This window comes from Pseudomonas sp. QTF5, assembly GCF_000512695.2.
Taxonomy (GTDB): domain Bacteria; phylum Pseudomonadota; class Gammaproteobacteria; order Pseudomonadales; family Pseudomonadaceae; genus Aquipseudomonas.
This window is the reverse complement of sequence record NZ_AZRW02000027.1, coordinates 53,355-78,021: the sequence shown is the minus strand read 5'-3', so window position 1 is coordinate 78,021 and position 24,667 is coordinate 53,355. Positions and strand designations below refer to the sequence as shown.

The following is a 24,667-nucleotide window of genomic DNA, read 5'->3' as shown; positions in this document are numbered from 1 at the left end:
AAATGAAGGCCTGCCTGACGGCAGGCCGTTACCGGCCCGCACACAAAAAATCTGACACTCTCCTTCGCGGGCAAGCCCGCTCCCACAGTGTTCAGTGTCGTACACAAAATCTTTGTTCAACTCGGTCACTGTGGGAGCGGGCTTGCCCGCGAAGAGGCCGGTACAAACGATACAAATCCACAAGCCGGATAAGCAATTTTCCGCTCACGCCCAGTCCGGCATAAGCGGATTTCCGCTCACCAATTCCCCGCAACCCCTCTAAACCAGCCCTCCTCTCCTTGGCACAGCTCCTGCTATAGCTCCAGCAGGCTGCGTTTTAACGCGCTCCACAAAAACAATTAAACGAAGGATCCTTCAATGGATAACTCCAACGCCTTGCCTCTTGGGTCGGCTGCCGCATCGACCAAACCAAGAACCACCGCCAGTCGCATCAAATCGATCTTCAGCGGCTCTGTCGGCAACATGGTCGAGTGGTACGACTGGTATGTCTATGCCGCCTTCTCTTTGTATTTCGCCAAGACCTTTTTCCCCAAAGGCGACACCACCGCACAACTGCTGAACACCGCCGCGATCTTCGCCGTGGGCTTCCTGATGCGCCCGATCGGTGGCTGGCTGATGGGCCTGTATGCCGACAAAGTCGGACGCAAAAAGGCCCTGATGGCCTCGGTTTACCTGATGTGCTTCGGCTCGCTGCTGATCGCCCTGAGCCCGAGCTACGAAACCATCGGTATCGGCGCGCCGATCCTGCTGGTGTTCGCCCGTTTGCTGCAAGGCCTGTCGGTCGGTGGCGAGTACGGCACCTCGGCCACTTACCTGAGCGAGATGGCCACCAAGGAACGCCGTGGCTTCTTCTCCAGCTTCCAGTACGTGACTCTGATCTCCGGTCAACTCATAGCGCTGGGCGTGCTGATCGTGCTGCAAAACACTCTGACCACCGAGGAGCTGTACGCCTGGGGCTGGCGCATCCCGTTCGCCATCGGCGCGCTGTGTGCCGTGGTCGCGCTGTACCTGCGTCGCGGTATGGAAGAAACCGAGTCGTTCACCAAGAAAGAAAAGTCCAAGGAAAGCGCGATGCGCACCTTGATGCGTCATCCGAAGGAACTGATGACCGTGGTCGGCCTGACCATGGGCGGCACGCTGGCGTTCTACACCTACACCACGTACATGCAGAAATACCTGGTGAACACCGTCGGCATGAGCATTTCCGACTCCACCACCATTTCCGCAGCCACGCTGTTCCTGTTCATGTGTTTGCAACCAATCATCGGCGGGCTGTCGGATAAAATCGGGCGCCGACCGATCCTGATTGCCTTCGGCATTCTGGGAACGCTGTTCACCGTGCCGATCCTGACCACCCTGCACACCATCACTACCTGGTGGGGCGCGTTTTTCCTGATCATGGCGGCGCTGATCATCGTCAGCGGTTACACCTCGATCAACGCGGTGGTGAAAGCTGAACTGTTCCCGACCGAAATCCGCGCCCTGGGTGTTGGCCTGCCGTATGCGCTGACCGTATCGATCTTCGGCGGCACCGCTGAATACATCGCGCTGTGGTTCAAGAGCATCGGCATGGAAACCGGTTACTACTGGTATGTCACGGCATGCATCGCGGTGTCGTTGCTGGTGTACATCACCATGAAAGACACCCGCAAGCATTCGCGGATCGAGACGGACTAATCCCTGAATGCAACACCACAGCCCGGCCTTGGTCGGGCTTGGTCGTTTCTGGGGGAAAGCAAAATACCGGGTTCGACACAAAACCCTGCGGGAGCGGGCTTGCCCGCTCCCACAGTGATCGAGGATGGACTGGAAATATGCCGCTGGCCCTTGCACCATGATCGCCTCCCGAACGACTCCAGGAATTCACATGCCCGACGATATCCACTTCTACGAACCCGCCAACGGCCACGGCCTGCCGCATGACCCGTTCAACGCCATCGTCGGCCCGCGCCCTATCGGCTGGATTTCCTCCCAGGACGCCAACGGTCGCTTGAACCTGGCGCCCTACAGTTTTTTCAACGCCTTCAACTACATCCCGCCGATCATTGGTTTTTCCAGCGTCGGGCGCAAAGACAGCCTGAACAACATCGAGCAGACCGGCGAATTCGCCTGGAACCTGGCGACCCGGCCGCTGGCCGAGCAGATGAACCAGAGCTGCGCCATGGTCGGGCCTGAAGTAGACGAGTTCGAACTGTCCGGGCTGACCACCGCTGCGTCGAAAATCATTCAGGTGCCACGGGTTGCCGAAAGCCCGGTGTCCTTTGAGTGCAAGGTCACGCAGATCATTCAGTTGCAGCGCGCAAACAAGGAAGTGGTGCCGAGCTGGCTGATTCTCGGCGAAGTGGTTGCCGTGCACATCGCCAAGTGGCTGTTGAAGGATGGGGTGTACGACACCGCCGCGGCAGAACCGATTCTGCGCGGCGGCGGGCCGGCGGATTACTTTCAGCTGGGGCCAGAGGCATTGTTCAAAATGTTCCGCCCGGGGGCGGTCAAGTAATTACCAGAGCAGGTCGGCGTCTTCTTTAACGTCTTTGAGGCGGGTCAGCTCTTTGGCCGCGGCCTCGTCGGCTTCATGAGCGGTCTTGAAGGTCTGGCTTTCCAGCACTTTGTGAAAACGCGGGGCACCGGAACCGCCGAGGGCTTTGACGGCAATCGCGGCGTGGTAACCGCCCTCGCCCGGTACTACTGCTGAAACGGCTTCGAAGTGTTCAAAGGCTTTGCGTGCCATGTCGCGGATCCTGGCTAATGGAGAATTGCGCCATTAAACCCTCAACCGGCGAGTTTGTGTACCGCTGCCTGGGACTGGCCAAGGGCCTGAGCCGCCGAGACATCCTTGAAGGTATGGAAATCCAGGCTGTTGACCACCAGCTCCTGCACCAGCTCAGCAAAAATCTGCATCGCCGGGCTGCCGAAGTAAGCGGTCATGGCCTGTTGGTTGTCCCAGAAACCGGACACCAGCCACAGCTCTGGATCGCATTGCGAGTGCTGCAGGGCGAAGCTCAGGCAACCTGGCGCGTTGCGCGACGGCTCAATCAGGGCGCTCAGGCGCGCACCGAGTTCTGCCGAACGCCCGGCGCGGGCGCGAACGAAGGCCATATGACTGACGGGGATTTGCGTAGACATGTTCAACCCTCCCAGGTCATCCAGTGGCAGCCGGGGACGGGCTGCGACAGGATCCAAGATTAGGCGGCGCGCCCTGGTCGCCGTTAGTCGATTCCTGCCGGCTTGTTGCACAATCCTGCGCGGCTGTCATCGCCACTTGTAACAAGCTGTAAACCACGGTCATGGCACTGTCATATGAGATTCGAGCAAGTGTGCCGAACTCGTGTAGGAGCTGCCGCAGGCTGCGATCTTTTGATTTTGAAAGACCAAGTCAAAAGATCGCAGCCTTCGGCAGCTCCTACAAAAGCAAAGCCGCGCCAGGCAAACGTTGAAGCGCAGATCCATCCCATGCAGAATCAGGCAAGTATTTGGCAGAATGTGTCTACCGCCTCGGCTTGCACAAACCTATGCTCTGCACCATTCCACCTCCTCTGAGGAAGCCGTGCATGTCGTCGCTCGATCATTTTCAAGCCCCGCTGGATGCCGACATGGAAAAACAGCGCGCGGAACTGGCCGCTCTCATCCGTCGTAACACGATGGAGGATGGCACTTATGCCACCGCCGTCGGTTCGCTGTTCATGTCGCGCCACAGTAAAAACCATGACTTCGCCCCAGTGCTGGCGCAACCGGCCCTGTGCATCATGGCCCAGGGGCGCAAGGAAGTGCGGCTGGCGGATGAATACTTCAATTACGATCCGCTGAATTACCTGGTGGTGTCGGTCTCGATGCCGTTGAGCGGGCGGGTGGTGAATGTCTCGCCCGAGGAACCGATCCTCGCCGTGCGGCTGGACATCGACCCGGCGGAAATCAGCGCGCTGATTGCCGACGCCGGCCCCATGGGCGTACCCACACGCCCCACTGGCCGCGGCCTGTATGTCGAGCAGATCGACACGGCAATGCTCGATGCCGTGCTACGTCTGGCGCGTTTGCTGGATACACCGAAAGACATTGCCATGCTGGCGCCGCTGATTCGCCGGGAGATTCTGTATCGGCTGTTGCGCAGCCAACAGGGTCATCGGCTGTATGAAATTGCCATCGCCAACAGCCAGAGCCATCGCATCAGCCAGGCGATCAAATGGCTCAACGGCAATTATGAGCAACCGCTGCGCATCGATGATCTGGCGCGGGAAGTGAACCTGAGCGTGTCGACATTGCATCACCGGTTCAAGGCGATGACGGCGATGAGTCCGCTGCAGTATCAGAAGCAGTTGCGCCTGCAAGAAGCGCGGCGGTTGATGCTGGCTGAAGGGCTGGAAGCTTCGGCGGCGGGTTATCGGGTGGGGTATGAAAGCCCTTCGCAATTCAGCCGGGAGTACAGCCGATTGTTTGGCGCGCCACCGCTCCGGGATTTGGCGCGGTTGCGGTTGTCGGTTTGATCTGGCATTTGTTGTGTGGCTGATGGCCCCATCGCGGGCAAGCCCGCTCCCACAGGTTTTTGCGGTGGACACGAGATTTGTTAACACCACCGGCCACTGTGGGAGCGGGCTTGCCCGCGATGGGGCCAGTCAGAGCAACCCACCTCTAAAGTCAGGCGCTCAACACGCGGCAAGCCTCAGCCGGCAATGTCACCGACACCGGATTGCCAATGCTCAACCCAACCCCCTGACACGGCGTGCTCAACGCGGTAAACGACACCCCGGAACACTCGACAGTCGTTTCAATCGTCGCCCCGATATCCCGCACAAACGTCACCTTGCCGAGCAAGCGATTCCCCGCCGTGGCCTGGGGTTGCGACAGTTGCAGGTCTTCCGGGCGAATTAGCATCTTCACCTTCTCCCCCACCACAATGCTGCTGCAGATCGGCACTTGCAGGGCGTCGCCACCGGGCAAGCTGACCTTGCCGTTGCCCAGCGCCGTGGCCGGGAAAATGTTCCCCGAACCGATAAAGTCCGCAACGAATTCATTGGCCGGATGCCGATAGATTTCAATCGGCGTACCCACCTGCTGCACCCGATGCTCACCCAGCACCACTACGATGTCGGCCATGGTCATGGCTTCGCGCTGGTCGTGGGTGACCATGATGGTGGTGATGTTCAAACGCTGTTGCAGCTGACGGATTTCCACCTGCATCGACTCACGCAGCTTGGCGTCCAGCGCCGACAGCGGTTCGTCGAGCAGGAGGATCTTCGGCCGCGACGCAATCGCTCGGGCAATCGCTACGCGCTGACGCTGACCGCCGGAGAGTTTCGCCACCGGGCGATCAATCATTTCCTGCAGCTGAATCAGCTCCAGCAACTCCACCACCCGCGCCTGTTGATCAGCCTTGCTGACCCCGCGCAGTTTCAGCGGATAGGCAATGTTCTCCCCCACCGTCATGTGCGGAAACAGCGCCAGCGATTGAAACACCATGCCGAAATTGCGCTGGTGCGCCGGCGTATAGCCGATGTCCTCACCGTCCAGGCGAATCTCGCCACCGGTCAGGGTCTCCAGCCCGGCAATCATCCGCAGCAAAGTGGTTTTACCGCAGCCCGAAGGGCCGAGAAAACACACCAGTTTGCCCTCCGGCAAATGCAGGTTCACATCTTTTACCGCGCAGGCCGAGCCGTAATGTTTCTCGACGTTTTCCAGAATCAGACCAGTCATGTTGCACCTCAAATCAAAAGGAAACGCCACCTTCGCCAACCAGCTTCTCCAACGCCCAAATGAGGACGAAGTCGATCAGCACGATCAGCACGGCAAACGAGAAAACGGTAGGGTCAAGCGAAGACACGGTGCGGCTGTACATCCAGATCGGCACGGTCATGACGTCGATGGTGTAGAGGAAATAGGTCACGGTGAATTCGTTGAACGAGACGATGAACGCCAGCAGCATGCCCGCCAGAATCCCCGACTTCATCAACGGCACCACCACATCGACAATCGCCCGAGTCGGTGAAGCGCCGAGCATTTGCGCGGCCTCTTCGACTTCGCTGCCGATGGAGAGCATCGCCGCGGTGCAGTTTTTCACCACGAACGGCAGCGCCAGAATCACGTGGGCAATTACCAATCGCGAGGTGGTGATGTGGAACGGCAGACTGTCGAACACCAGCAGCAAAGCCAGGCCCAACACCACCATCGGGAACACCAGTGGCAGCGACATCAATTGCAGCGCCACGGCCTTGCCGCGGAACTCGCAACGGGTCAGGGCATAGGCTGCCGGCACCGCGATAATCGTGGCGAAAATCATGGTCAGGCAGGCCACCATCAAACTGGTGGTCATGGCTTTGCCGAGGCTCAGCACATCGCTGGAATCCGGCGACACGAAGGTGTTCCAGGCGGCTTTGTACCATTGCAGGCTGTAGCTGCTGGGCGGGAAGTCGAGGTTCGACGCGCCGCTGAACGACATGACGATCATGGTCAAAATCGGCAGCACCGCCAGCAGCAGAATGAAGCCCGACAAGATGCCGGCGAACTTGCCGGTATCGCCCGGCAACAGCGACTGACGCTTCTTGATCAGGGTGCTCATTGCGAAGCCTCCAGCATGCGCCGACGACGGCCAGTGATGTATTCGGACAAGGTCATGATCGCCAGGGTGGTAACGATCAGCACCACACCGGCAGCGGACGCGGCGGGCCAGTTCATCAGCGGGGCGATCTGGTCATGCACCATCACCGCCAGCATCGGCACCCGCCGACCACCGAGCAGCAGCGGCACCACAAAACTGCTGGCGTTGTAGGCGAACACCAATGTCGCGCCAGTGATAATCCCCGGCAAACTCATCGGCAACACAACCTGGCGAAACACCTGCAAGCGACTGGCGCCGAGGGTGGCAGCGGCTTCTTCGTAAGTGCGGGCGACGCCGCGCATGGCGCTGGCAATCGGCAGCACGGCCAACGGGAAGGCGGTTTGCACCAGGCCCATCAATACGCCGTTCTGGTTGTACAGCAGCATGATCGGGCGCTTGATCAGGCCCAGGCCCATCAGCGCCTGATTGAGCATGCCGCCGGGGCCGAGAATCACCAGCCAGCCGTAGCTTTGCAGCAACAGGTTGACCAGTAATGGCAGCAGCACCGCCGCGAGGAAGATCCGCCGCACAAACGGTGAGGTCAGCCGTGACATGGTGTAGGCCACCGGGATCGCCAGCAGCACCGCAATCACCGCGCTGATCAGAGCCAGGCGCAACGTCAGCAGCAACGATTTGAGGTAATAGGGTTCCAGCAATTGGGCGTAACTGGCCAGGCTGAACCCGGTCCACTCCGCGCCTTTGGTGCCGACGCTCATGCGCAGCACCAGCAGGCTGGCGGCAATCAGCACGCCGAGAAACAGCATCGACGGCGAGAGGAAAAGCCAGGCGCGCGCCGTCGGTGAGACACCCCGATTAATGCGCACTGGTGCGGCGCTTACCGGATGGGTCAGAGGTTGGTGTTCCATAGCAAGGGTCTCGTCAATGGAAAGCAGCTGAGCGAACACAAGACTTCAGGCCACTTCGACACCTGTGGGAGCGGGCTTGCCCGCGATAGCGATCTGTCAGTCACATCATTGTCGACAGGGAGGCCGTCATCGCGGGCAAGCCCGCTCCCACAGGTTTTTGCAGTGTCTGGAAGGCCTATATCAGGAAGAAAAGATTTCCGTGTAGCGACGAATCCATTGGTCATGCACGGAGGCCAGGAAGGCGTTGTCGTGCATGATCGCCTTCTCGGCAATCTGCTCCGGCGTGAGGATGTAGGGGCTCTTGCGCGCTTCGGCGGAGATGATCGCCTTGGCGTTGACCGGGCCGTTGTAGATGTCTTCGGCCATCTTGCCCTGCACCAGCGGGTCCAGAGAGTGGTTGATGAAGGCGTAAGCCAGGTCGATATCGCCCGGACGATTCTTCGGCATCACCGACAACATCAGGTCGGTGTAGAAGCCTTCCTTCATGCCGAACGTGGCGCCCAGACCGTAGGCCGGATCGCGAATCTGTTTCGGGAAAAACGCCGGCGCGTACAAGCCGCCCATGTCCAGGGAACCGGTGCGGAACAGCTCGGCGATCTGGTTCGGGTTTTCACCCAAGGTCACGACGCGATCTTTCAGCTCGGCGAGTTTCTTGAAGCCTGGCTCGATATTGTGTTCGTCACCACCGGCCAGTTTGGCGGCGATGATGATCAGGTCCATGGCCTCGGTCCAGTTCGGCGGCGGCAGGAAAATGTTCGGCGACAGCTCCGCATCCCACAGCGCGGCGTAGCTGTCCGGCGCTTCTTTGATGGTGCGGGTGCTGTAGACCAGACTGTTGCACCACAGCAGGTAACCTATGCCATGACCGTTGGCGCCGGTGCGGTATTTCTCCGGCACGTCGATCAGGTTAGGGATGCGGTTGAGGTCGGGTTTTTCCAGCAGGTTGGCGGCGGCCAGACCTTCGGCGCCGACACCGGCCAGAGTGATGATGTCGTACTGCGGACGATCACCGCCGGCCTTGAGTTTGGCGACCATTTCCGAGGTGCTGCCGGTGCGGTCGGCGATGACCTTGCAGCCGTACTTGGCTTCGAAGGTTGCCGCGATATTGCGCAGTGCCGCAAGGCCGGTGTCATCGGACCAGGTCAGCAAGCGTAGGGTCTTGCCCTGGAAGCGTGTATCGCTGGCATTGGCCTTGATGAACGGCATGCTCATGGCCGCCGCAGCCACGGACGCTACGCCCACGGTTTTGATGAATTGACGTCTGTTCAGATCGTGCTCGCCCATGAAGGACTCCCTTTGTTTTTTTAAGTATGAGGTTGGTCGCAACCGTTGCATCCGCGCGGCCAGATCAGCTTCAAGCCCCCGGTTTCAATGGGCCTTGGCGATGCCAGCGGGTTCATCCTGAGGTCGTGCAAAACACCTGACTATCGATAAAAACTCATTGAAGCCATGACGCTGGCGCATGCCTCATCGAGAGGCATGCGCTCACCTTTTTCGTGCTGTCAGACGGCCCGAATCACGTGTTTGATTTCCTGGAAAGCCTGCAAACCCCACGGCCCCAATTCGCGGCCGATGCTGCTCTGTTTGTAGCCACCCCAGGCGGTCTGCGGGAAGATCACTTGCGGCGCGTTGATCCACACAAGCCCCGCCTGCAAAGCGTTGGCGACCCGATCGGCCGCTTCGGCATCGCGCGTCACCACGCTGGCCACCAGGCCAAACTGGCTGTCGTTGGCCAAGGCAATTGCCTCGGCTTCAGAGGTGAAACTGCGCACGCAGATCACCGGGCCGAAAATCTCTTCGCACCACAGCGCACTGTCGAGGGGCACGTCGATGAAAATGGTCGGCTGCAAAAAATAGCCGCGTGGTAGATCTGCCGGGCGATTACCGCCGCAAATCAGCTTCGCCCCAGCGCTCAAACCGCGATCGATATGGCCCAGCACACGCTGGTATTGCGCCTGATTGACCAGTGCGCCCATTTCCACGTTCGGGTCGAACGGGTCGGCCACGCGAATAGCTTCGGCACGCGCCTTCAATCGCGCTACAAATTTATCCGCCAGCTCATCGGCGACCAGCACGCGGCTGGTGGCGGAACACATCTGCCCGGCATTGAAGAAACCGCCGCCACAGGCCACTTCCACGGCCAGCTCGATGTCGGCATCGGCGAGTACCAGCAGCGAAGATTTGCCGCCCAGTTCCAGGCTCACGCCTTTCACGGTTTCCGCCGCCCGCTGCATCACCTGCACGCCCACCGCGTTGCTGCCGGTGAAGGATATTTTGGCGATGCGTGGGTCAGCCGACAGCGGCGCGCCGACCGCCAGACCGGTGCCGCAGACCAGATTGAGCACGCCGTTTGGCAGACCTGCTTCGGCAATGATCGTCGCCAGTTCCAGCTCCGGCAGCGGCGTCACTTCAGACGGTTTAAGCACCACGCAGCAACCGGCGGCCAGGGCCGGAGCGAGTTTCCAGGCGGTGGTGACCATCGGGAAATTCCACGGCACGATCAGCCCCACCACACCGCATGGTTCGCGGCGTAACCGGGCGCTGAAATCGTCGCTTGGCAACGTCACGGCGCTATCTTGCTTCGCGTCCAGGCCTTCGGCCAGATCGGCGTAATACTCGAACGTGGCGATTACATCGTCGACGTCGATGGCTGCTTCGAACAGCGGTTTACCGTTGTTGCTCGACTGCAATTTCATCAACTGCTCGCGACCAGCCTGCACGCCAGCGGCGATTCTGCGCAGGATCGCCCCGCGCTCGGCGCCGGTGGTTTTCGACCACTCTTTGAAAGCGTTGGTCGCCGCCGTGACGGCCTGATCGACAGCGTGTGCATCGCCACCGTTAACGGTTGTCAGCAGCGCTTCGGTCGCCGGGTTGATCACGCGCAGATGTTCGTTACCGGCGGACCATTGACCGTCTATGAACAGGCCGTCCAGTGCCGTTGGGAAAGTCATGCGAAAACTCATTTCGACACCGCCTTCATCCACGAAGTCTGATCGATTTCAATCAGAGTCGGGCCCTGGCGATCAGTGGCGAGACGCAATGCACTGCGCAGCTCTTCGACACCGCTGACCGCTTCGGCCGCGCAGCCCAGCGCTTTCGCCACACCGATAAAGTCCGGGGTATAGATGTCCACGCCCACCGGCTCGATGTCGCGGTTGACCATGTACTTCTTGATCTCTTCGTAGCCCTGGTTATTCCACAGCAGCACGATCACCGGCGTGCGTGCTTCTACCGCACTGGCCAATTCCGGCAGGGTGAATTGCAGACCACCGTCGCCGATCAGGCACACCACCGGAGGGCGGGCGCCGCCTTCGACGCTGCCACCGAGCCAAGCGCCAATCGCTGCCGGCAAGGCGTAACCGAGGGTGCCGTAACCGGTGGACGAGTTGAACCAGCGGCGCGGGCGTTCCGGGTTGAAGGTGAGGTTGCCGGTGTACACCGGTTGGGTCGAATCGCCAACGAACACCGCATTCGGCAATTCATACAAAACGGTTTCCAGGAAGCGGGTCTGGGCCAGTGTCGGGGCGTCCCAGGACGCGGCCAGTTCCTCGCGCAAACGCGCGGCACGCACCTGACCCCAATCGTGGCGACGCTCGGCCAGCGACTTGTGGGACAGCGCACTCAGCAAGGCCTGAGCGGCGTTGCGCGAGTCGGCGACCAACGCGACTTTTGGCGGGTAATTACGCACGGTCTGGTCGGGGTCGATGTCCACGCGCAACAGCACGCCGGGAATTTCGAAGCCACCGGCGAAGGTCACGTCGTAATCGGTTTCGGCCAGTTCGGTGCCGATGGCCAATACGACATCGGCCTCGGCGACCAGCGCACGGGTGGCGACCAGGCTCTGGGTCGAACCGATCAGCAGCGGGTGGCTGGACTCGAGCATGCCCTTGGCATTGATGGTCAGGGCCACCGGAGCGTCCAGCAGTTCCGCCAGTTCAGTCAGCTCGGCTGCGGCATCGATGGCGCCGCCACCGGCGAGAATCAACGGGCGTTTAGCGCCGGCCAGCCAGTCGGTCATGCGGCTGATCGCGCTTGGCGCAGCACCGGCGCGGTCGATGTTCACCGGCACGCTGGCGAGCAAGTCATCGGCCTCTTCGACCAACACGTCCAACGGAATTTCGATGTGCACCGGACGCGGCCGGCCAGCCTGGAACAGCGCGAAGGCGCGGGCCAACACGCCCGGCAATTCAGCTGCCGACATCAAGGTGTGGGAGAACGCTGCGACGCCGCCGACCAGTGCGCTTTGGTTCGGCAACTCATGCAGCTTGCCGCGACCGCCGCCCAATTGGCTGCGCGATTGCACGCTGGAGATCACCAGCATCGGGATCGAGTCGGCGTAAGCCTGGCCCATGGCGGTGGTGATGTTGGTCATGCCAGGGCCGGTGATGATGAAGCACACACCCGGTTTGCCGCTGGTGCGCGCATAACCGTCGGCCATGAAACCGGCGCCCTGTTCGTGACGCGGAGTGACGTGGTTGATGCTCGAACGGGCCAGCCCGCGATACAGCTCCACGGTATGCACCCCGGGAATGCCGAACACCTGCTCGACCCCGTAACCTTCGAGTAACTTGACCAATACTTCGCCGCACGTCGCCATGTCTTTGCCCTTTTTGTTCGTTTGAGACGCCGGGCCTGCGCAGTGTTTATGATGGGTTGGCAGGTCCAGGGATGGCCTCATTGGAACGGGCGACACGTAGCCGCAACAATGGATAAAAAGTCATACTAGCCATGTCCTCACGTCATACCTTGGATCCCAATGAAACGATTGCCTCCCCTGCCGGCGCTGCACACTTTTCTGATCACCGCGCAGTGCTGCAACTTCACCCGGGCCGCCGAACAGTTGCACATCACCCAAGGCGCGGTGAGCCGGCAGATCGCCGGGCTGGAAGATCATCTGGGTTATGAGCTGTTCATTCGCCAGGCGCGGGGCTTGAGCCTGACCGCCGAAGGACGGGAGTGGCTGCCACGGGTGCAGCAGATTTTCGGCCTGATCGACGAGGCGGTGGAGCAGATCGGCGAGAAGCGCGAAACCCTGCAATTGAAAGCGCCGACCTGCGTGATGCGCTGGCTGTTGCCGCGCCTGTTGCAGTGGCAAAAGGAACGCCCGGATGTGCCGGTGGAGTTGACCACCACGGTGAAACACGGCGTGGACTTCCATCGCGAGCAGTTCGATGCGGCGGTGATGTATGGCGCGCCGCCGGACAGTTCACTGGCTTCCCAACATCTGTTTGATGAGCAACTGACGCCCGTGTGTTCCCGACCGATGCTTGAAGGGCCCATGGCTTTGCAGACACCGGCCGATCTGCAACAGCACTTGTTGCTGCACCCCACCCGCGATGAACGGGACTGGCACGCTTGGCTGAAGGCTGCCGATATTCGGTTGAGCAATGTCGGCAAGGGGCAGCATTTCGAAACCCTGGACCTGGCGATGTCGATGGCGTCCCAGGGGACGGGCGTGGCGATTGGTGATTGGTCGTTGATCGGCGATGACCTGAGTGCCGGGCGGCTGGTCATGCCCTTTGACTTGAAGGTGAAAACCGGGTTGGCGTATTACCTGGTGTTCCCCGAAAAACCGGAGCCTTCGCCGAAATTGCGTGAGTTAATGGGGTGGTTGGTGGAGCAGGCGCAGAGCCGCTGAAACCCAAAAAGCATCGCGGGCAAGCCCGCTCCCACAGGATATCCATTGTCCTGTGGGAGCGGGCTTGCCCGCGATGGAGGCCGTACAGTCGACATCAATGTTGAATGTAAGTCCGTCTTCGCGAGCAGGCTCGCTCCCACAAGTGATCAGTGAACTCAATACCCGACAGTAAACCGCTGACGGGAATGCTTCGGCGTTTCCACTTCATCGATCAGCGCAATCGCGAAGTCAGCAAAGGTAATCCAGCTGCGGCCCTCTGCACTCACCAACAAGTCATCCTTGCCGACACGAAACGTGCTGGTGCGCTCACCTTCGACAAACTCCGCCGACGGCGACAGGAAGGCCCAGTCCAGGTCCTTTTCCTCACGCAAGGTATTCAGGAACGCGGCTCCGGCGCTGGCCTCGGCCTTGTATTCCTCCGGGAAGCCTTCGCTGTCGATTACACGAGAGCCATTCGGCAGCAACAGCGAACCGGCACCGCCGACCACCAGCAGACGCTTGACCCCGGCCTTCTTCACCGGCTCGATGACCGCGCTGGCGGGGATGGTGGAGAAGTGCGCAGCGCTGATCACCGCATCATGCCCGGCCACGGCGGCTTGCAATGCAGCAGCGTCGAGCACGTCTACGTTTTTGCTCACGACCCCGGCACGCGGGGCGATTTTCGAGGTGTCGCGGGCGATGGCCGTGACGCTGTGACCGCGACGCAGGGCTTCTTCCAACAGTTGGCTACCGGCACGACCGGTGGCACCGATGATTGCGATGTTGCTCATGACGTTTCTCCAGTTGGCTTGGGTGAAGATGATCGTTCCCACGCGCAGCAAAGGAATGCAGCCAGGGACGCTCCGCGTCCCTTCCAAAGCCGAACGCGGAGCGTCCGTTGAGGCATTCCCACGCAGAGCGTGGGAACGATCAGTTGAGTGCGGCGGATTACCACTTCATCTCACCCTTGGCGACTTTGGCGCTCAGCTCAAGCGAGCTTTCTTCGCCCAGGGTCGGGTAGCGTTTTTTCATTGCAGCGATCAGTTCGACAGCGTCTTTCGCCTTGGCGGTCTCTTCGTCGAAAGCCTTGATGTAATCAGCGGTGAACTGCACCGCCGCCAGAGAGCGAGCGCTCTCACCGAGGTAGTGACCCGGCACGATGGTTTTCGGCTTCAGCGTTTCGATCGCATGCAGGGTGGCCAGCCAATCGGCATGGGATTGCGGGGTCTGGGTGTCGGCCATCCACACGTGAATATTTTCGGCGACGACCACGCCACCGACCACCGCCTTGATCGACGGTATCCACACAAAGCTGCGATCCGGCTGCTTGCCGTCCAGGCCGATCACCTGCAATTTCTGTCCTTCCAGCATCAGGCTGTCGCCCTTGAGTACGTGCGGCACGATGGTTTTGTTCGGCACGTCAGCATCCATTTTCGGGCCCCAGAACGCCAGTTTGCCGTCGACGGTTTTTTTGATGTGATCGACCGTCGGTTGCGAGGCCAACACCTTGGCTTTCGGGAACGCTTGGGTGACGGTGTCGAGGCCGAAGTAGTAATCCGGGTCACCGTGGCTGATGTAGATGGTGGTCAGTTGCTTGCCACTGGCGCGGATTTTTTCCACCACCTGTTCGGCCTGGGCTTTGCCGAATTGCGCGTCCACCAGAATCGCTTCCTTCTCGCCGCTGACCAGCACCGAGGTCACCGGGAAGATCGCATTGGTGCCAGGGTTGTAGACGTCCAGCGTCAGGGTGGACGCCGCAGCGGCATGGGCCGCGAAGCCGAGCGTGGCGGTTGCCAGAAGAATGCGTTTGAGTGAAGTGAAGCCGATCATCTGTTGCTCCGTTGTCCGAATGCCATGCTTGGCGATGGGACAGAGCTTAGTTGCCTGGTTCGATACAAAAAATGCGATGCTTGAACATAGTTTGTTTCTGAAAGCGGGCAAATCATGGATCGTCTACAAGCAATGCGGGTGTTCGTCACGGTGGTCGACCTCGGTAGCCAATCGGCCGCCGCCGATCACCTGGACCTGTCGCGGCCGGTGGTTTCACGCTATCTGGCGGAGCTGGAGGATTGGGTCGGCGCGCGCCTGATGCATCGCACCACGCGCAAATTGAGCCTGACCGCCGCCGGTACGGAAATTCTGCCTCGCTGTCGTCAGATGCTCGATTTGACCACAGACATGCAAGCTGCCGTCAGCGAACCGGACGACGCACCGCGAGGTCTGCTACGGATCAGCGTCAGCACCTCGTTCGGTCAGGCGCAACTGGCGGAGGCAATGGCGGCTTACGTCAAACGTTACCCCGGCGTCAGCATCGATATGCAAATGCTCGACCGCACGGTGAATCTGGTGGATGAACGCATCGACCTGGCCATCCGCACCAGCAACGACCTGGACCCCAACCTGATCGCCCGGCGCCTGACGGTCTGCCGCTCGGTGATCTGCGCCTCCCCCGCTTACCTGCGAGAACACCCAACGCCGCAACGGGTCGAGGATCTGAGCCTGCACAACTGCCTGACCCACTCCTACTTCGGCAAAAGCCTCTGGCATTTCGAACAGGACGGCGAACCCGTCTCGGTGCCGGTACAGGGCAACATCAGCGCCAACGAAGCCAGCACGCTGTTGCGCGCGGCGATGGCCGGGGCCGGCGTGGCAATGCTGCCGAGCTATCAGGCGGGTGTGCACATCCACAGCGGCGAACTGATCCGTCTGCTGCCCCAGGCCGAGCCCCGGCAGATGAACATCTACGCGGTGTATGCCTCACGCAAGCACATGCCGGCGGCGTTGCGCAGCATGCTGGATTTTCTGGTGCTCAGATTTCCTGAAGAGCCGGAGTGGGATATCGGGCTGTAACCGGATCAAAATGTGGGAGCGGGCTTGCTCGCGAAAGCGGTGTGACATTCAACAATGATGTCGACTGATCCACCGCATTCGCGAGCAAGCCCGCTCCCACATTGGGTCATCATTGTTCTGAATATCGCGTTAACCGCGAAACCCGCTTTGCTGGCAACTCACCGGCGCTGACCTATGCTCAAAGCAGTACCGCAAGGTATTCGTTCAGAGGTCAACGCCATGAACATCAAAACAAGAAGATACCTCGCCATTTTCATCACTTGCGCGGCGACGCTGGCGCTGTATGGCACGGCCGCCTGGCGTGTCGAGCAGTTGCGACAAGTGCCTCGTGAATTCGCGAGCTGCAACTTCGAGCGCTGTATGCCCCACAACGCGACCCTCAACTCACTCCGCTAACTGTTCAGGCCTCGTTGTCCTGATCGGCTTTCAAGCGGTCGCGAAAAGCCTTGGGCGAGATCCCCACCCGGCGTCGGAACAGGCGTGTGAAGTTGGTCGGATCGGAAAACCCCAACACGTCGGACATTTCATAAATGGTCATGCTGGTGTAGGTCAGCAAGCGCTTGGCCTCCAGCAATTGACGCTCATGCATGATCTGCAACGCCGGTTGCCCCGCCAGCTCACGGCACGTGCCGTTTAGGTGGGACACGGAAATTCCCAGCCGATGAGCCAGGTCCTCGACCTTGACGTGCTGGCGATAGGTCTCTTCCACCAGCTGAATAAAACCGTTGAGGTATTCCCGGGCCCGCTGTGGGCGCTGACTGGCGGTTTGGCGCTGAATCACCTGACGGCTGACCCACACCACGATCACGCTGACCAGCGAATGCATGAGCATTTCCCGCGCCGGTTGATGGCCGGTGTACTCGCTTTGCAGCGCTGAAAACAGGCTGTTGAGGTACTCGCTGTCCTTGCCCGCCGGGTAGCTTTCGGCCTGTGCCAGAGCGTTCACCGAATGGCCCAGTTGCGCTTGCAGGTGGGTGATCAGCGGCGCGGCCAGCGTGACGACGAACCCTTCGACGTCCTCGGAAAACCGATAACCATGCACCGATAACGGCGGCAAAATCAGGATGGCCGGCTCGGTCAATTGTGAGCGTTTGCCTTCGATTTCAAGCTCTGCCTGACCTTTGAAAACGAAGAGTAACTGACACAAATCGGCGTGGCGGTGGGGTTTGATTTCCCATTGATGTTCGCGGCTGCGCTTGGAAATGGTTTCACAGTGCAACAAGTCAGGGGTCGGCCAGTCCAGGCTTTCACCGTAGAGTTTGAACACCGGAATCGATGGCAGGTCAGGCTTGTTCATCACTTCAATCCAGGCCTCGAGGGTAACGGGCGATAATCGCACCGATTGGCAGAATGTATAGGTATCGGCTCAGTTTTCCCCTTCAATTGACAGACTCGCAAGTGAAAAATGCAAGTACTCGATCCATAAAAATCATTCACCGGCCTTGGTCGTGTAGAACTTGCGAGTCATAAAAACAATGAAAACGCTAAAAACCCATGTCGCGATCATCGGTGCCGGCCCCTCTGGTTTGCTACTCGGCCAATTGCTGCATAACGTCGGCATCGACACTCTGATCCTCGAACGCCAGACCCCGGACTACGTGCTCGGACGTATCCGCGCCGGTGTCCTCGAACAAGGCATGGTAGAGCTGTTGCGTCAGGCCGGTGTGGGTCAGCGCATGGACGTCGAAGGGCTGGTCCATGCAGGCTTCGAACTGGCCCTCGACGGGCGCCGGGTGCACATCGATCTGCAGGCGCTCACTGGCGGCAAAACCGTAACGATCTATGGCCAGACCGAGGTCACCCGCGACCTGATGGCCGCCCGTCGGGACGCAGGCGCGCAGACGATTTATGAAGCTGGCAATGTCGTCCCCCACGGCATGAAAACCGCTGAACCCTCGCCTGACGGCGTTGCTGCTGGGCATTACTCAGGTTGGTCAGGGACATTTGTGGCGCAGCACCGAAGTGTCGGGTTTGCTCGGTTGTGCGGTGGCGGTGCTGGCCGTGTTCGTCTGGCATGAACGGCGGGCGCGGGAACCGTTGCTGCCGATGCACTTGTTCGCCAACCGCAGTGCGATCCTTTGCTGGTGCACGATTTTTTTCACCAGTTTCCAGGCGATTTCCCTGATCGTGCTGATGCCGCTGCGCTTTCAGAGCATCACCGGCGCCGGGGCCGACAGCGCTGCGCTGCATCTGTTGCCGCTGGCGATGGGCTTGCCGATAGGCGCGTATTTCGCCGGACGCCAGACCTCGGTGACCGGTCGTTACAAACCGATGATCCTGACCGGCGCCCTGCTCATGCCGTTTTCGATTCTCGGCATGGCGTTCAGTGCACCTCAGGCGTTGGTGCTGAGCAGCCTGTTCATGTTGCTCAGCGGCATTGCCAGCGGCATGCAGTTCCCGACTTCGTTGGTGGGCACGCAAAACTCGGTGGAACAACGGGACATCGGCGTCGCCACCAGCACCACCAATCTGTTCCGCTCTCTGGGCGGTGCAGTGGGCGTGGCGTTGATGTCGGCGCTGCTGCTGGCATTGCTGCAGGATTCGAGTTTCGCGCACCTGGCGGGGTCGTCGCTGATTGCCGAGGGGGGTTCGGGGAATGTCTTGCTCGATGGTTTGAACGCCGCACCGGGAGATGCACAAAACGCCTTGCGCGCTGAGCTGCTGCTGACCTTCCGGCATTTGCTGATGGTCAGCGCGGCAGTGTCGCTGCTGGGGCTGGCGGTGGCGATTGCCATGCCGAACAGGGTGTTGCGGGGGCGGGAGGACACGGTTCGCTAACCCCTCCCACCGATCATTCCCACGCGCTGCGTGGGAATGCAGCCCGGGACGCTCTGCGTCCCATTGGAACGCGGAGCGTCCCTTGAGGCATTCCCACGCAGAGCGTGGGAACGATCAATCACTGCATCAGTCAATCAAGGCCGGGTACGCAGTTGCTGCTGCAGATTCTGAATCTGCGCCTGCAAGGTATTGATGTTGCGCGTGACTTGCCCGCGGAAGGCGTCGAACTCGGCGGTGTTGGTGCCACCTTGTGCGCCGGCCGGGCGGTTGTCCTGTTGGCTTTTGAGCACAATCATGTCTTGCTCCAGGCGCTCGATGGCGGCGCTCGGGTTGCTTTGTTTCTTCAGCGCGACGATGTCAGCGCCCAGGCTTTTGAGTTGGGCGTCGAATTGGCTGGTATCGTCCGGCGCGTTCTTCAACGCGGCCAGTTCGCCGCTCAAGGCTTTGACCTGGGCCTGCAACTGAGCATTGGCGGTTTGTTGTTCGGTGGCTTGCGCGGTCATTTGCGCCAGACGCTTGTCCAGATCGGAGGTCTGGCCGAGTACGCCTTGCTGCTGTTTGCTCTGGTCCTGAAGCTTGCTTTCCAGCTGTTTGCTCTGGTCCTGGAGTTTGCCTTCCAGCTGCTTGATTTGCAGCTTCAACGCTTCACTGCCGGTGTTGACGTTGGACTGGCTGGCCACGACCTTGCCGGAAATGTCCTGCAAGCGCCCCGCCGCTTCCTCACTGATGCGCGCGAAACTTTCCTGAGTCGCCACCAGTTGCTGCTCCATCAGCGAGATCTGCTGAAAACTCCACCAGGCAAGGCCGGCGAAGGCAAAGAACAACGCGCCGACCAATGCCCACAGAGGGCCGGTGCTCGGGCCTTTGACCTTGACCACCGGTGTGGTGCGCGAATGCACGGAAGTGCGAGCGGTGGTTGGAAAATCATCGTCATCGAGGCTGTCGGCGCGCAGGCTCGGGACATCGTCGAAGTCGTCGTTGGCATCGTTACGCATGGGCATTAGGGTCAACCTTTGTGGAACGCGGTGATGGCTTGATGCGGCGAAGTATAACCCCCGCTGCCGCACCGGTTGACCCTGAACCCCGAACTCGGTTCAGTAAGGGGCCGCCCTTGTGTGTCAGCGAATGTCCTGAGCCTTCCACCAGCCGCAGAATTCATCGAGGGCGGTCCAGAGGCTGACTTTCGGATCGTAGTCCAGATAATGCCGTGCGCGACTGATGTCCAGGGTGAAGTTTTTGTTCATGACCTGCATGCCCAGCCGCGACAGGGTCGGCTCGGGACGACCGGGCCACAGCTTGCACACGCCCTCGTTGAGCGCGGCAAGGCTGTAGGCCAAACCGTAGGAACGGTAGCGGGTAACCTGTGGGACATCCATTTGGCGCATCACGTAATTGACCACATCCCACAACGGAACCGGCGCTCCGTTACTGATGTTGTAGGCCTTGCCCAAGGCCGAACCGCTGGCCAGCAAGCTGCTGAGCAACGCTTCATTGAGGTTTTGCACGCTGGTGAAATCGACCTTGTTCAGGCCATTGCCGATAATCGCCAACCGCCCTTTGCGCTGCATCTTCAGCAGCCTGGGGAAAATGCTCATGTCGCCGGCACCCGTCACGAAACGCGGGCGCAGGGCCAGGGTTTCGAGACCGAATTCCTGCGCGCCGAAGACTTTTTGCTCGGCCAGGTATTTGGTCGCGGCGTAGGGATGTTTGAAACGCTTGGGCACCTGCTCTTCGGTCAACCCCAGATGATCACGACCATCGAAGTAGATCGACGGCGACGACAAGTGCACCAGACGCCGAACCCGCTGCTTCAGACAGGCCTCGACCACGTTCTCGGTGACCTCGACGTTGCCTTGATGAAAGTCCTGATACCGCCCCCACAAACCCACTGCGCCGGCGCAATGCACCACGGCTTCGACGTCTGAACACAGGTCGCGCGCCAGTTGCGCGTCACTCAAGTCGCCCTGAATGAACTCGGCGCCACGGCGCACCAGATGCTCGACGCTCTCGGCCCGGCGACCGTTGACCCGCACGTCCAGGCCCTGCTCCAGGGCGAAACGCGCAAAGCGTCCGCCAATGAAGCCGCTTGCGCCGGTGACCAGAATCTTCATGAATTGCTCCGAATATTTCGTTTTGCGTTTTGCGTTTTGCGTTTTGCGTTTTGCGTTTTGCGTTTTGCATATTGCGTAGGGCGTGAGGTCTTGACGCTGCCGGTCAGTCCAACGGCACCAGCCATTGCTTCGACGAGCGCACCAATTGATCGGTGAGCAACCCCAAAAGCTGACCACCATTGCGCCAATGATGCCAGTACAGCGGCACATCGATCGGCTTATCTGGCAAAAGCTCCTGCAGGATTCCGCGCTCAAGTTGCTTATGCACCTGCAATTCAGGCACCAGCCCCCAGCCAAGCCCTGCTTCCGTGAGACGAAGAAACCCTTCGGACGATGGGCATAAATGGTGTTCGAAACCGCCATCCACCCCGAGGGATGCGAGGTAACGATGCTGTAGGAAATCGTCCGGGCCAAACACCAGGGCCGGGGTTTTGGCCAACTGATCGGCGCGCACACCTTCGGGAAAATGCCGGGCAATAAACGCCGGGCTCGCCATCGCACGGTAACGCATAGCCCCCAACAGAACGCTACGCGCACCGGCCACCGGCCGCTCACTGGCACAGACACACGCCGCCACTTCGCCTGCGCGCATGCGTTTGAGGCCGACGGTCTGGTCTTCGACCACCAGATCAAGCAGCAAATGTTGTTCCGCGCAAAAGTCCCCCACCGCCTCGGCCCACCAAGTCGCAAGACTGTCGGCATTGAGCGCGATACGCAGGCGTTCCGGCAGACCTTCTTCGTCCAGCGCCGGGACCAACGTTTGTAGATCCCGCTCAAGCAACCGCACCTGCTGCACATGGTTGAGCAATCGCCGGCCAATCTCCGTCGGCGCCGGGGGGGTGACCCGTACCAACACCGGTTGGCCGACCCGCGCCTCCAGCAGTTTGATGCGCTGGGAGATGGCCGATTGGGACAAACCCAACACCTGCGCGGCGCGTTCGAATCCGGCCTGCTCGATCACGGCGGCGAGCGCGGAAAGTAACTTGTAGTCGAACATCAGTTTTCCTAATGGGCGATCATCACTATTGGTTTTTCTTATACAGCGTTGAACCGGAGAATGACCAGCAAGAACTCTTGAACAAGGATCACCGACATGGCTGGCGAAACGTCATTGGCAACCCTGCTGCGCAGCATGAGCCCGCAACTCAACGACGGCGAATACGTGTTCTGCACGTTGCGCGACGGCAAGCTGCCCGAGGGCCTTGAGATTGTTGGCAGTTTTCGCGAGCAGGAAGGCCTGACGGTGATTCTGCAACGTTCCCACGCTGAGAAAGCCGGTTTCAGCTTCGACTACGTCGCCGCCTGGATCACCTTGAACGTGCACTCGGCCCTCGAAGCCGTCGGCCTGACCGCCGCGTTCGCCACGGCATTGGGCAAGGCCGGCATCAGTTGCAACGTGATCGCCGGGTATTACCACGACCATTTATTCGTCGGCCAGGCCGATGCCGAACGCGCCGTGCAGGTCCTGCGGGATTTGGCGTCCAACGCGGAGTAATACGTATGTGGCAAAGCTATGTGAACGGCCTGTTGGTGGCCGCGGGGCTGATCATGGCGATCGGCACCCAGAATGCGTTTGTGCTGGCGCAGAGCCTTCGGCGTGAACATCACCTGCCGGTGGCGGCGCTCTGCGTGACCTGCGATGCGTTGCTGGTGGCCGCCGGGGTGTTCGGCCTGGCGACGGTGCTGGCGCAAAATCCGACCCTGCTGGCTATCGCCCGTTGGGGTGGCGCGGCGTTTTTGATCTGGTACGGCAGCCTGGCGCTGCGTCGGGCCTGCACGAAACAAAGCCTGCAACAGGGTGAAAATCAGACGGTACGCTCACTGCGGGCGGTGCTGCTCAGTGCGTTGGCGGTGACGCTGCTCAATCCGCACGTCTATCTGGACACCGTGTTGCTGATCGGCTCCCTCGGCGCACAACAAACCGAACCCGGTGCTTATGTCGTGGGCGCGGCCAGTGCGTCATTGTTGTGGTTTTTTACTTTGGCCCTTGGCGCGGCATGGCTGGCGCCGTGGCTGGCACGGCCAAGCACCTGGCGAATCCTCGATCTATTGGTCGCCGTCATGATGTTCTCTGTGGCCTTTCAATTAATCGCGGCTGGCTGATTATTCCAAAAGGCTCTGGAACCTCTATTCCACACAGTTGTTGCGTGGTTATGCCGCACCCCCGGTGCTATGATCCGATCCCTGCGCCGCAAAGAGTACAAACTCCCCGGCGCATGTCTGGCCGCCCGTGATCGGCCTTGCGCTCACCGCAACTGACCTGATTAGGAGAATCATCATGGCTTTCGAATTGCCGCCGCTGCCTTACGCACACGATGCCCTGCAGCCGCACATTTCAGAGGAAACTCTGCAGTACCACCACGACAAGCACCACAACACCTATGTCGTGAACCTGAACAACCTGGTGCCAGGCACCGAGTTCGAAGGCAAGACCCTGGAAGAAATCGTCAAGACTTCCTCGGGCGGTATCTTCAACAACGCCGCTCAGGTCTGGAACCACACTTTCTACTGGAACTGCCTGGCGCCAAACGCCGGCGGTCAACCAACCGGCGCGCTGGCTGATGCCATCAACGCAGCTTTCGGTTCGTTCGACAAGTTCAAGGAAGAGTTCAGCAAAACCTCCATCGGTACCTTCGGTTCCGGTTGGGGCTGGCTGGTGAAAAAGGCTGACGGTTCCCTGGCCCTGGCCAGCACCATCGGCGCCGGCAACCCGCTGACCAGCGGCGACACCCCGCTCCTGACCTGCGACGTCTGGGAACACGCTTACTACATCGACTACCGCAACCTTCGTCCGAAGTACGTCGAAGCGTTCTGGAACCTGGTCAACTGGAAGTTCGTGGCTGAGCAGTTCGAAGGCAAAACCTTCACCGCTTAAGCTTCGCGCCAGTCAAGAAACCCGGCTTTTGCCGGGTTTTTTTATGGGCTGTGGGAAAGCTCGGGAACCTGGATTGCCTGACAAAAATGCGGCGCCTGCCAAGCCGCCTTCGCGAGCAAGCCCGCTCCCACAGGGGTTCATCGTCGTTCACAGATTCGGTTTACGACACAAATCAACTGTGGGAGCGGGCTTGCTCGCGAAGAACGATAACGCGGTCTATGCCGGATCGACGTTATCCAGCGCCCGATTCACCGCCAACTCCGCCACCATGATGATCTGCTGAATCGCCAACGCTATATGGCGCTGCGGGCCGATCAGATTGTTGGCGAAATCGCTGGCCAGGACACTCGCTGACGCCAACGATTCGTAGGCGTGGGCCAGCAGGCTTTCGGTGTCGGCACCCGGGGCGACCATGAACATCGTGCTGGGACGACGGTTTTTTTCAGTGTATTGCGCCGGGGGATCGAGGTAGTAGTCGAGGGCGCGTTTTATCGCTTCGCGGTCTTTGAGTAATTCTTCGGTGCGCGAAGCTTCGGCGTTGGGGGTGGTGGTGTTGAAGGGTGGGTCGGGGATTAACTTATCCATACAAACTCCTGCTGAAATGGTGCCACCACTCGCCGGATCTCAAGCGGCGAAGAGGTGGCAGCTATGTGCAGAGTGAGATCACCGGTAGCAGGCACCCGGCCAGACCGAAGTCTGCCCGCACACAGCCGCCATAACGCATTTACAGGCAGCGGATAAGCTGGCGCCAATTATGGTGGTATTGGCGCTAGATGCATACTAGTTGCCGGGGATCTCACGCCCGGTCGCTGAATTTGCAGCGACAGCCAAAGGTTAGGGAATCCGCTTCCCACCCGGCAACCTGAAAAATGCGTGGGAAAGATCTGCGTTCTGACAAGCCCATTAAACAACCCACGCCAGACGGTCTCTGTAGGAGAGAGCATTCCCACAACGCGAGTGGCATTCGCCCTCTTGCCCCCACAT

Annotated in this window: 24 protein-coding genes and 2 pseudogenes; 11 read left to right on the top strand and 15 right to left on the bottom strand. The window is 60.1% G+C overall.

Translation table 11 applies throughout. From position 1 onward, the window contains the following. Positions 1–357 precede the first annotated feature (357 nt). Positions 358–1,677: an MFS transporter gene (locus IC37_RS20065; RefSeq protein ID WP_030128150.1), complete on the top strand. Its 1,320-nt coding sequence runs from the start codon at positions 358–360 to the stop codon at positions 1,675–1,677. A 190-nt stretch (positions 1,678–1,867) separates the two neighbouring features. Continuing rightward, positions 1,868–2,497 carry a flavin reductase family protein gene (locus tag IC37_RS20060; protein WP_019651399.1) on the top strand — a complete coding sequence of 210 codons (630 nt, stop codon included), beginning with the start codon at positions 1,868–1,870 and terminating at the stop codon, positions 2,495–2,497. On the opposite strand, the gene IC37_RS20055 is transcribed toward IC37_RS20060, so the two are convergent. Then, entirely contained in the window at positions 2,498–2,728 is a 231-nt protein-coding gene (locus tag IC37_RS20055; RefSeq protein ID WP_030128151.1) for a hypothetical protein, read from the bottom strand. A gap of 41 nt (positions 2,729–2,769) precedes the next feature. Beyond that, positions 2,770–3,123, bottom strand: a complete 354-nt coding sequence (locus tag IC37_RS20050; RefSeq protein ID WP_030128152.1) for a putative quinol monooxygenase — start codon at positions 3,121–3,123, stop codon at positions 2,770–2,772. Positions 3,124–3,548: 425 nt separating this feature from the next. On the opposite strand from IC37_RS20050, the gene IC37_RS20045 reads away from it, so the two are divergent. Continuing rightward, on the top strand, positions 3,549–4,478 hold the full coding sequence (locus tag IC37_RS20045; RefSeq protein WP_030128153.1) for an AraC family transcriptional regulator: 930 nt from the start codon (positions 3,549–3,551) through the stop codon (positions 4,476–4,478). A 151-nt stretch (positions 4,479–4,629) separates the two neighbouring features. Here the strand turns inward: IC37_RS20045 and IC37_RS20040 are convergent, their stop codons facing one another. The 6 genes from IC37_RS20040 to IC37_RS20015 all read right to left on the bottom strand — a co-directional run bounded on the left by IC37_RS20040 (position 4,630) and on the right by IC37_RS20015 (position 12,049). Continuing rightward, positions 4,630–5,685, bottom strand: a complete 1,056-nt coding sequence (locus IC37_RS20040) for an ABC transporter ATP-binding protein (protein ID WP_030128154.1) — start codon at positions 5,683–5,685, stop codon at positions 4,630–4,632. Between the two features lie 13 nt (positions 5,686–5,698). Continuing rightward, on the bottom strand, positions 5,699–6,547 hold the full coding sequence (locus IC37_RS20035; RefSeq protein ID WP_030128155.1) for an ABC transporter permease: 849 nt from the start codon (positions 6,545–6,547) through the stop codon (positions 5,699–5,701). After that, entirely contained in the window at positions 6,544–7,452 is a 909-nt protein-coding gene (locus tag IC37_RS20030; protein ID WP_030128156.1) for an ABC transporter permease, read from the bottom strand. The genes IC37_RS20035 and IC37_RS20030 overlap by 4 nt, the downstream gene beginning before the upstream one ends. Before the next feature lie 180 nt (positions 7,453–7,632). Continuing rightward, complete coding sequence (locus IC37_RS20025) at positions 7,633–8,736, bottom strand: ABC transporter substrate-binding protein (RefSeq protein ID WP_030128157.1); 1,104 nt, start codon at positions 8,734–8,736, stop codon at positions 7,633–7,635. Between the two features lie 218 nt (positions 8,737–8,954). Continuing rightward, a complete protein-coding gene (locus IC37_RS20020) occupies positions 8,955–10,403 on the bottom strand; it encodes an aldehyde dehydrogenase family protein (RefSeq protein WP_030128158.1) in 1,449 nt (482 codons plus the stop codon). An 8-nt stretch (positions 10,404–10,411) separates the two neighbouring features. Further along, a complete protein-coding gene (locus tag IC37_RS20015) occupies positions 10,412–12,049 on the bottom strand; it encodes a 5-guanidino-2-oxopentanoate decarboxylase (RefSeq protein WP_030128159.1) in 1,638 nt (545 codons plus the stop codon). 159 nt (positions 12,050–12,208) lie between these two features. Between IC37_RS20015 and IC37_RS20010 the strand changes: the two genes are divergently transcribed. After that, positions 12,209–13,090, top strand: a complete 882-nt coding sequence (locus IC37_RS20010) for a LysR substrate-binding domain-containing protein (RefSeq protein ID WP_030128160.1) — start codon at positions 12,209–12,211, stop codon at positions 13,088–13,090. A gap of 155 nt (positions 13,091–13,245) precedes the next feature. On the opposite strand, the gene IC37_RS20005 is transcribed toward IC37_RS20010, so the two are convergent. Next, complete coding sequence (locus IC37_RS20005; protein WP_030128161.1) at positions 13,246–13,860, bottom strand: NAD(P)-dependent oxidoreductase; 615 nt, start codon at positions 13,858–13,860, stop codon at positions 13,246–13,248. Positions 13,861–14,017: 157 nt separating this feature from the next. Then, the gene (locus IC37_RS20000) at positions 14,018–14,899 is read right to left on the bottom strand and encodes an MBL fold metallo-hydrolase (RefSeq protein ID WP_030128162.1); all 882 of its coding nucleotides are present in this window, start codon (positions 14,897–14,899) and stop codon (positions 14,018–14,020) included. A 114-nt stretch (positions 14,900–15,013) separates the two neighbouring features. Between IC37_RS20000 and IC37_RS19995 the strand changes: the two genes are divergently transcribed. Continuing rightward, positions 15,014–15,919 carry a LysR family transcriptional regulator gene (locus tag IC37_RS19995; RefSeq protein ID WP_218244347.1) on the top strand — a complete coding sequence of 302 codons (906 nt, stop codon included), beginning with the start codon at positions 15,014–15,016 and terminating at the stop codon, positions 15,917–15,919. Between the two features lie 174 nt (positions 15,920–16,093). Continuing rightward, entirely contained in the window at positions 16,094–16,315 is a 222-nt protein-coding gene (locus IC37_RS19990) for a hypothetical protein (RefSeq protein ID WP_033864787.1), read from the top strand. A gap of 4 nt (positions 16,316–16,319) precedes the next feature. Here IC37_RS19990 and IC37_RS19985 read toward each other — a convergent pair whose 3' ends face one another. Beyond that, complete coding sequence (locus tag IC37_RS19985) at positions 16,320–17,216, bottom strand: helix-turn-helix domain-containing protein (protein WP_030128164.1); 897 nt, start codon at positions 17,214–17,216, stop codon at positions 16,320–16,322. Between the two features lie 178 nt (positions 17,217–17,394). Here IC37_RS19985 and IC37_RS19980 point away from each other — a divergent pair. Continuing rightward, positions 17,395–17,814 (top strand): annotated as a pseudogene (locus tag IC37_RS19980) (FAD-dependent monooxygenase); the annotation flags it as partial. A gap of 4 nt (positions 17,815–17,818) precedes the next feature. Further along, positions 17,819–18,697: pseudogene (locus IC37_RS19975) on the top strand (MFS transporter); the annotation flags it as partial. A gap of 134 nt (positions 18,698–18,831) precedes the next feature. On the opposite strand, the gene IC37_RS19970 reads toward IC37_RS19975, so the two are convergent. The 3 genes from IC37_RS19970 to IC37_RS19960 all read right to left on the bottom strand — a co-directional run bounded on the left by IC37_RS19970 (position 18,832) and on the right by IC37_RS19960 (position 21,805). Then, complete coding sequence (locus IC37_RS19970) at positions 18,832–19,698, bottom strand: hypothetical protein (RefSeq protein WP_030128167.1); 867 nt, start codon at positions 19,696–19,698, stop codon at positions 18,832–18,834. A gap of 117 nt (positions 19,699–19,815) precedes the next feature. Beyond that, positions 19,816–20,808, bottom strand: coding sequence for an NAD(P)-dependent oxidoreductase (locus IC37_RS19965; protein WP_030128168.1), 993 nt, complete (start codon positions 20,806–20,808; stop codon positions 19,816–19,818). Between the two features lie 103 nt (positions 20,809–20,911). After that, positions 20,912–21,805 carry a LysR family transcriptional regulator ArgP gene (locus IC37_RS19960; protein ID WP_030128169.1) on the bottom strand — a complete coding sequence of 298 codons (894 nt, stop codon included), beginning with the start codon at positions 21,803–21,805 and terminating at the stop codon, positions 20,912–20,914. Between the two features lie 96 nt (positions 21,806–21,901). Between IC37_RS19960 and IC37_RS19955 the strand changes: the two genes are divergently transcribed. From IC37_RS19955 to IC37_RS19945, 3 genes are all read left to right on the top strand, one after another. Further along, the gene (locus IC37_RS19955) at positions 21,902–22,303 is read left to right on the top strand and encodes an ACT domain-containing protein (RefSeq protein ID WP_030128170.1); all 402 of its coding nucleotides are present in this window, start codon (positions 21,902–21,904) and stop codon (positions 22,301–22,303) included. 5 nt (positions 22,304–22,308) lie between these two features. Further along, on the top strand, positions 22,309–22,911 hold the full coding sequence (locus IC37_RS19950) for a LysE/ArgO family amino acid transporter (protein ID WP_030128171.1): 603 nt from the start codon (positions 22,309–22,311) through the stop codon (positions 22,909–22,911). 175 nt (positions 22,912–23,086) lie between these two features. Next, positions 23,087–23,683: a superoxide dismutase gene (locus IC37_RS19945; protein ID WP_007898423.1), complete on the top strand. Its 597-nt coding sequence runs from the start codon at positions 23,087–23,089 to the stop codon at positions 23,681–23,683. A gap of 216 nt (positions 23,684–23,899) precedes the next feature. Here IC37_RS19945 and IC37_RS19940 read toward each other — a convergent pair whose 3' ends face one another. Next, complete coding sequence (locus tag IC37_RS19940) at positions 23,900–24,268, bottom strand: DUF6124 family protein (RefSeq protein WP_030128172.1); 369 nt, start codon at positions 24,266–24,268, stop codon at positions 23,900–23,902. Positions 24,269–24,667: the final 399 nt, after the last annotated feature.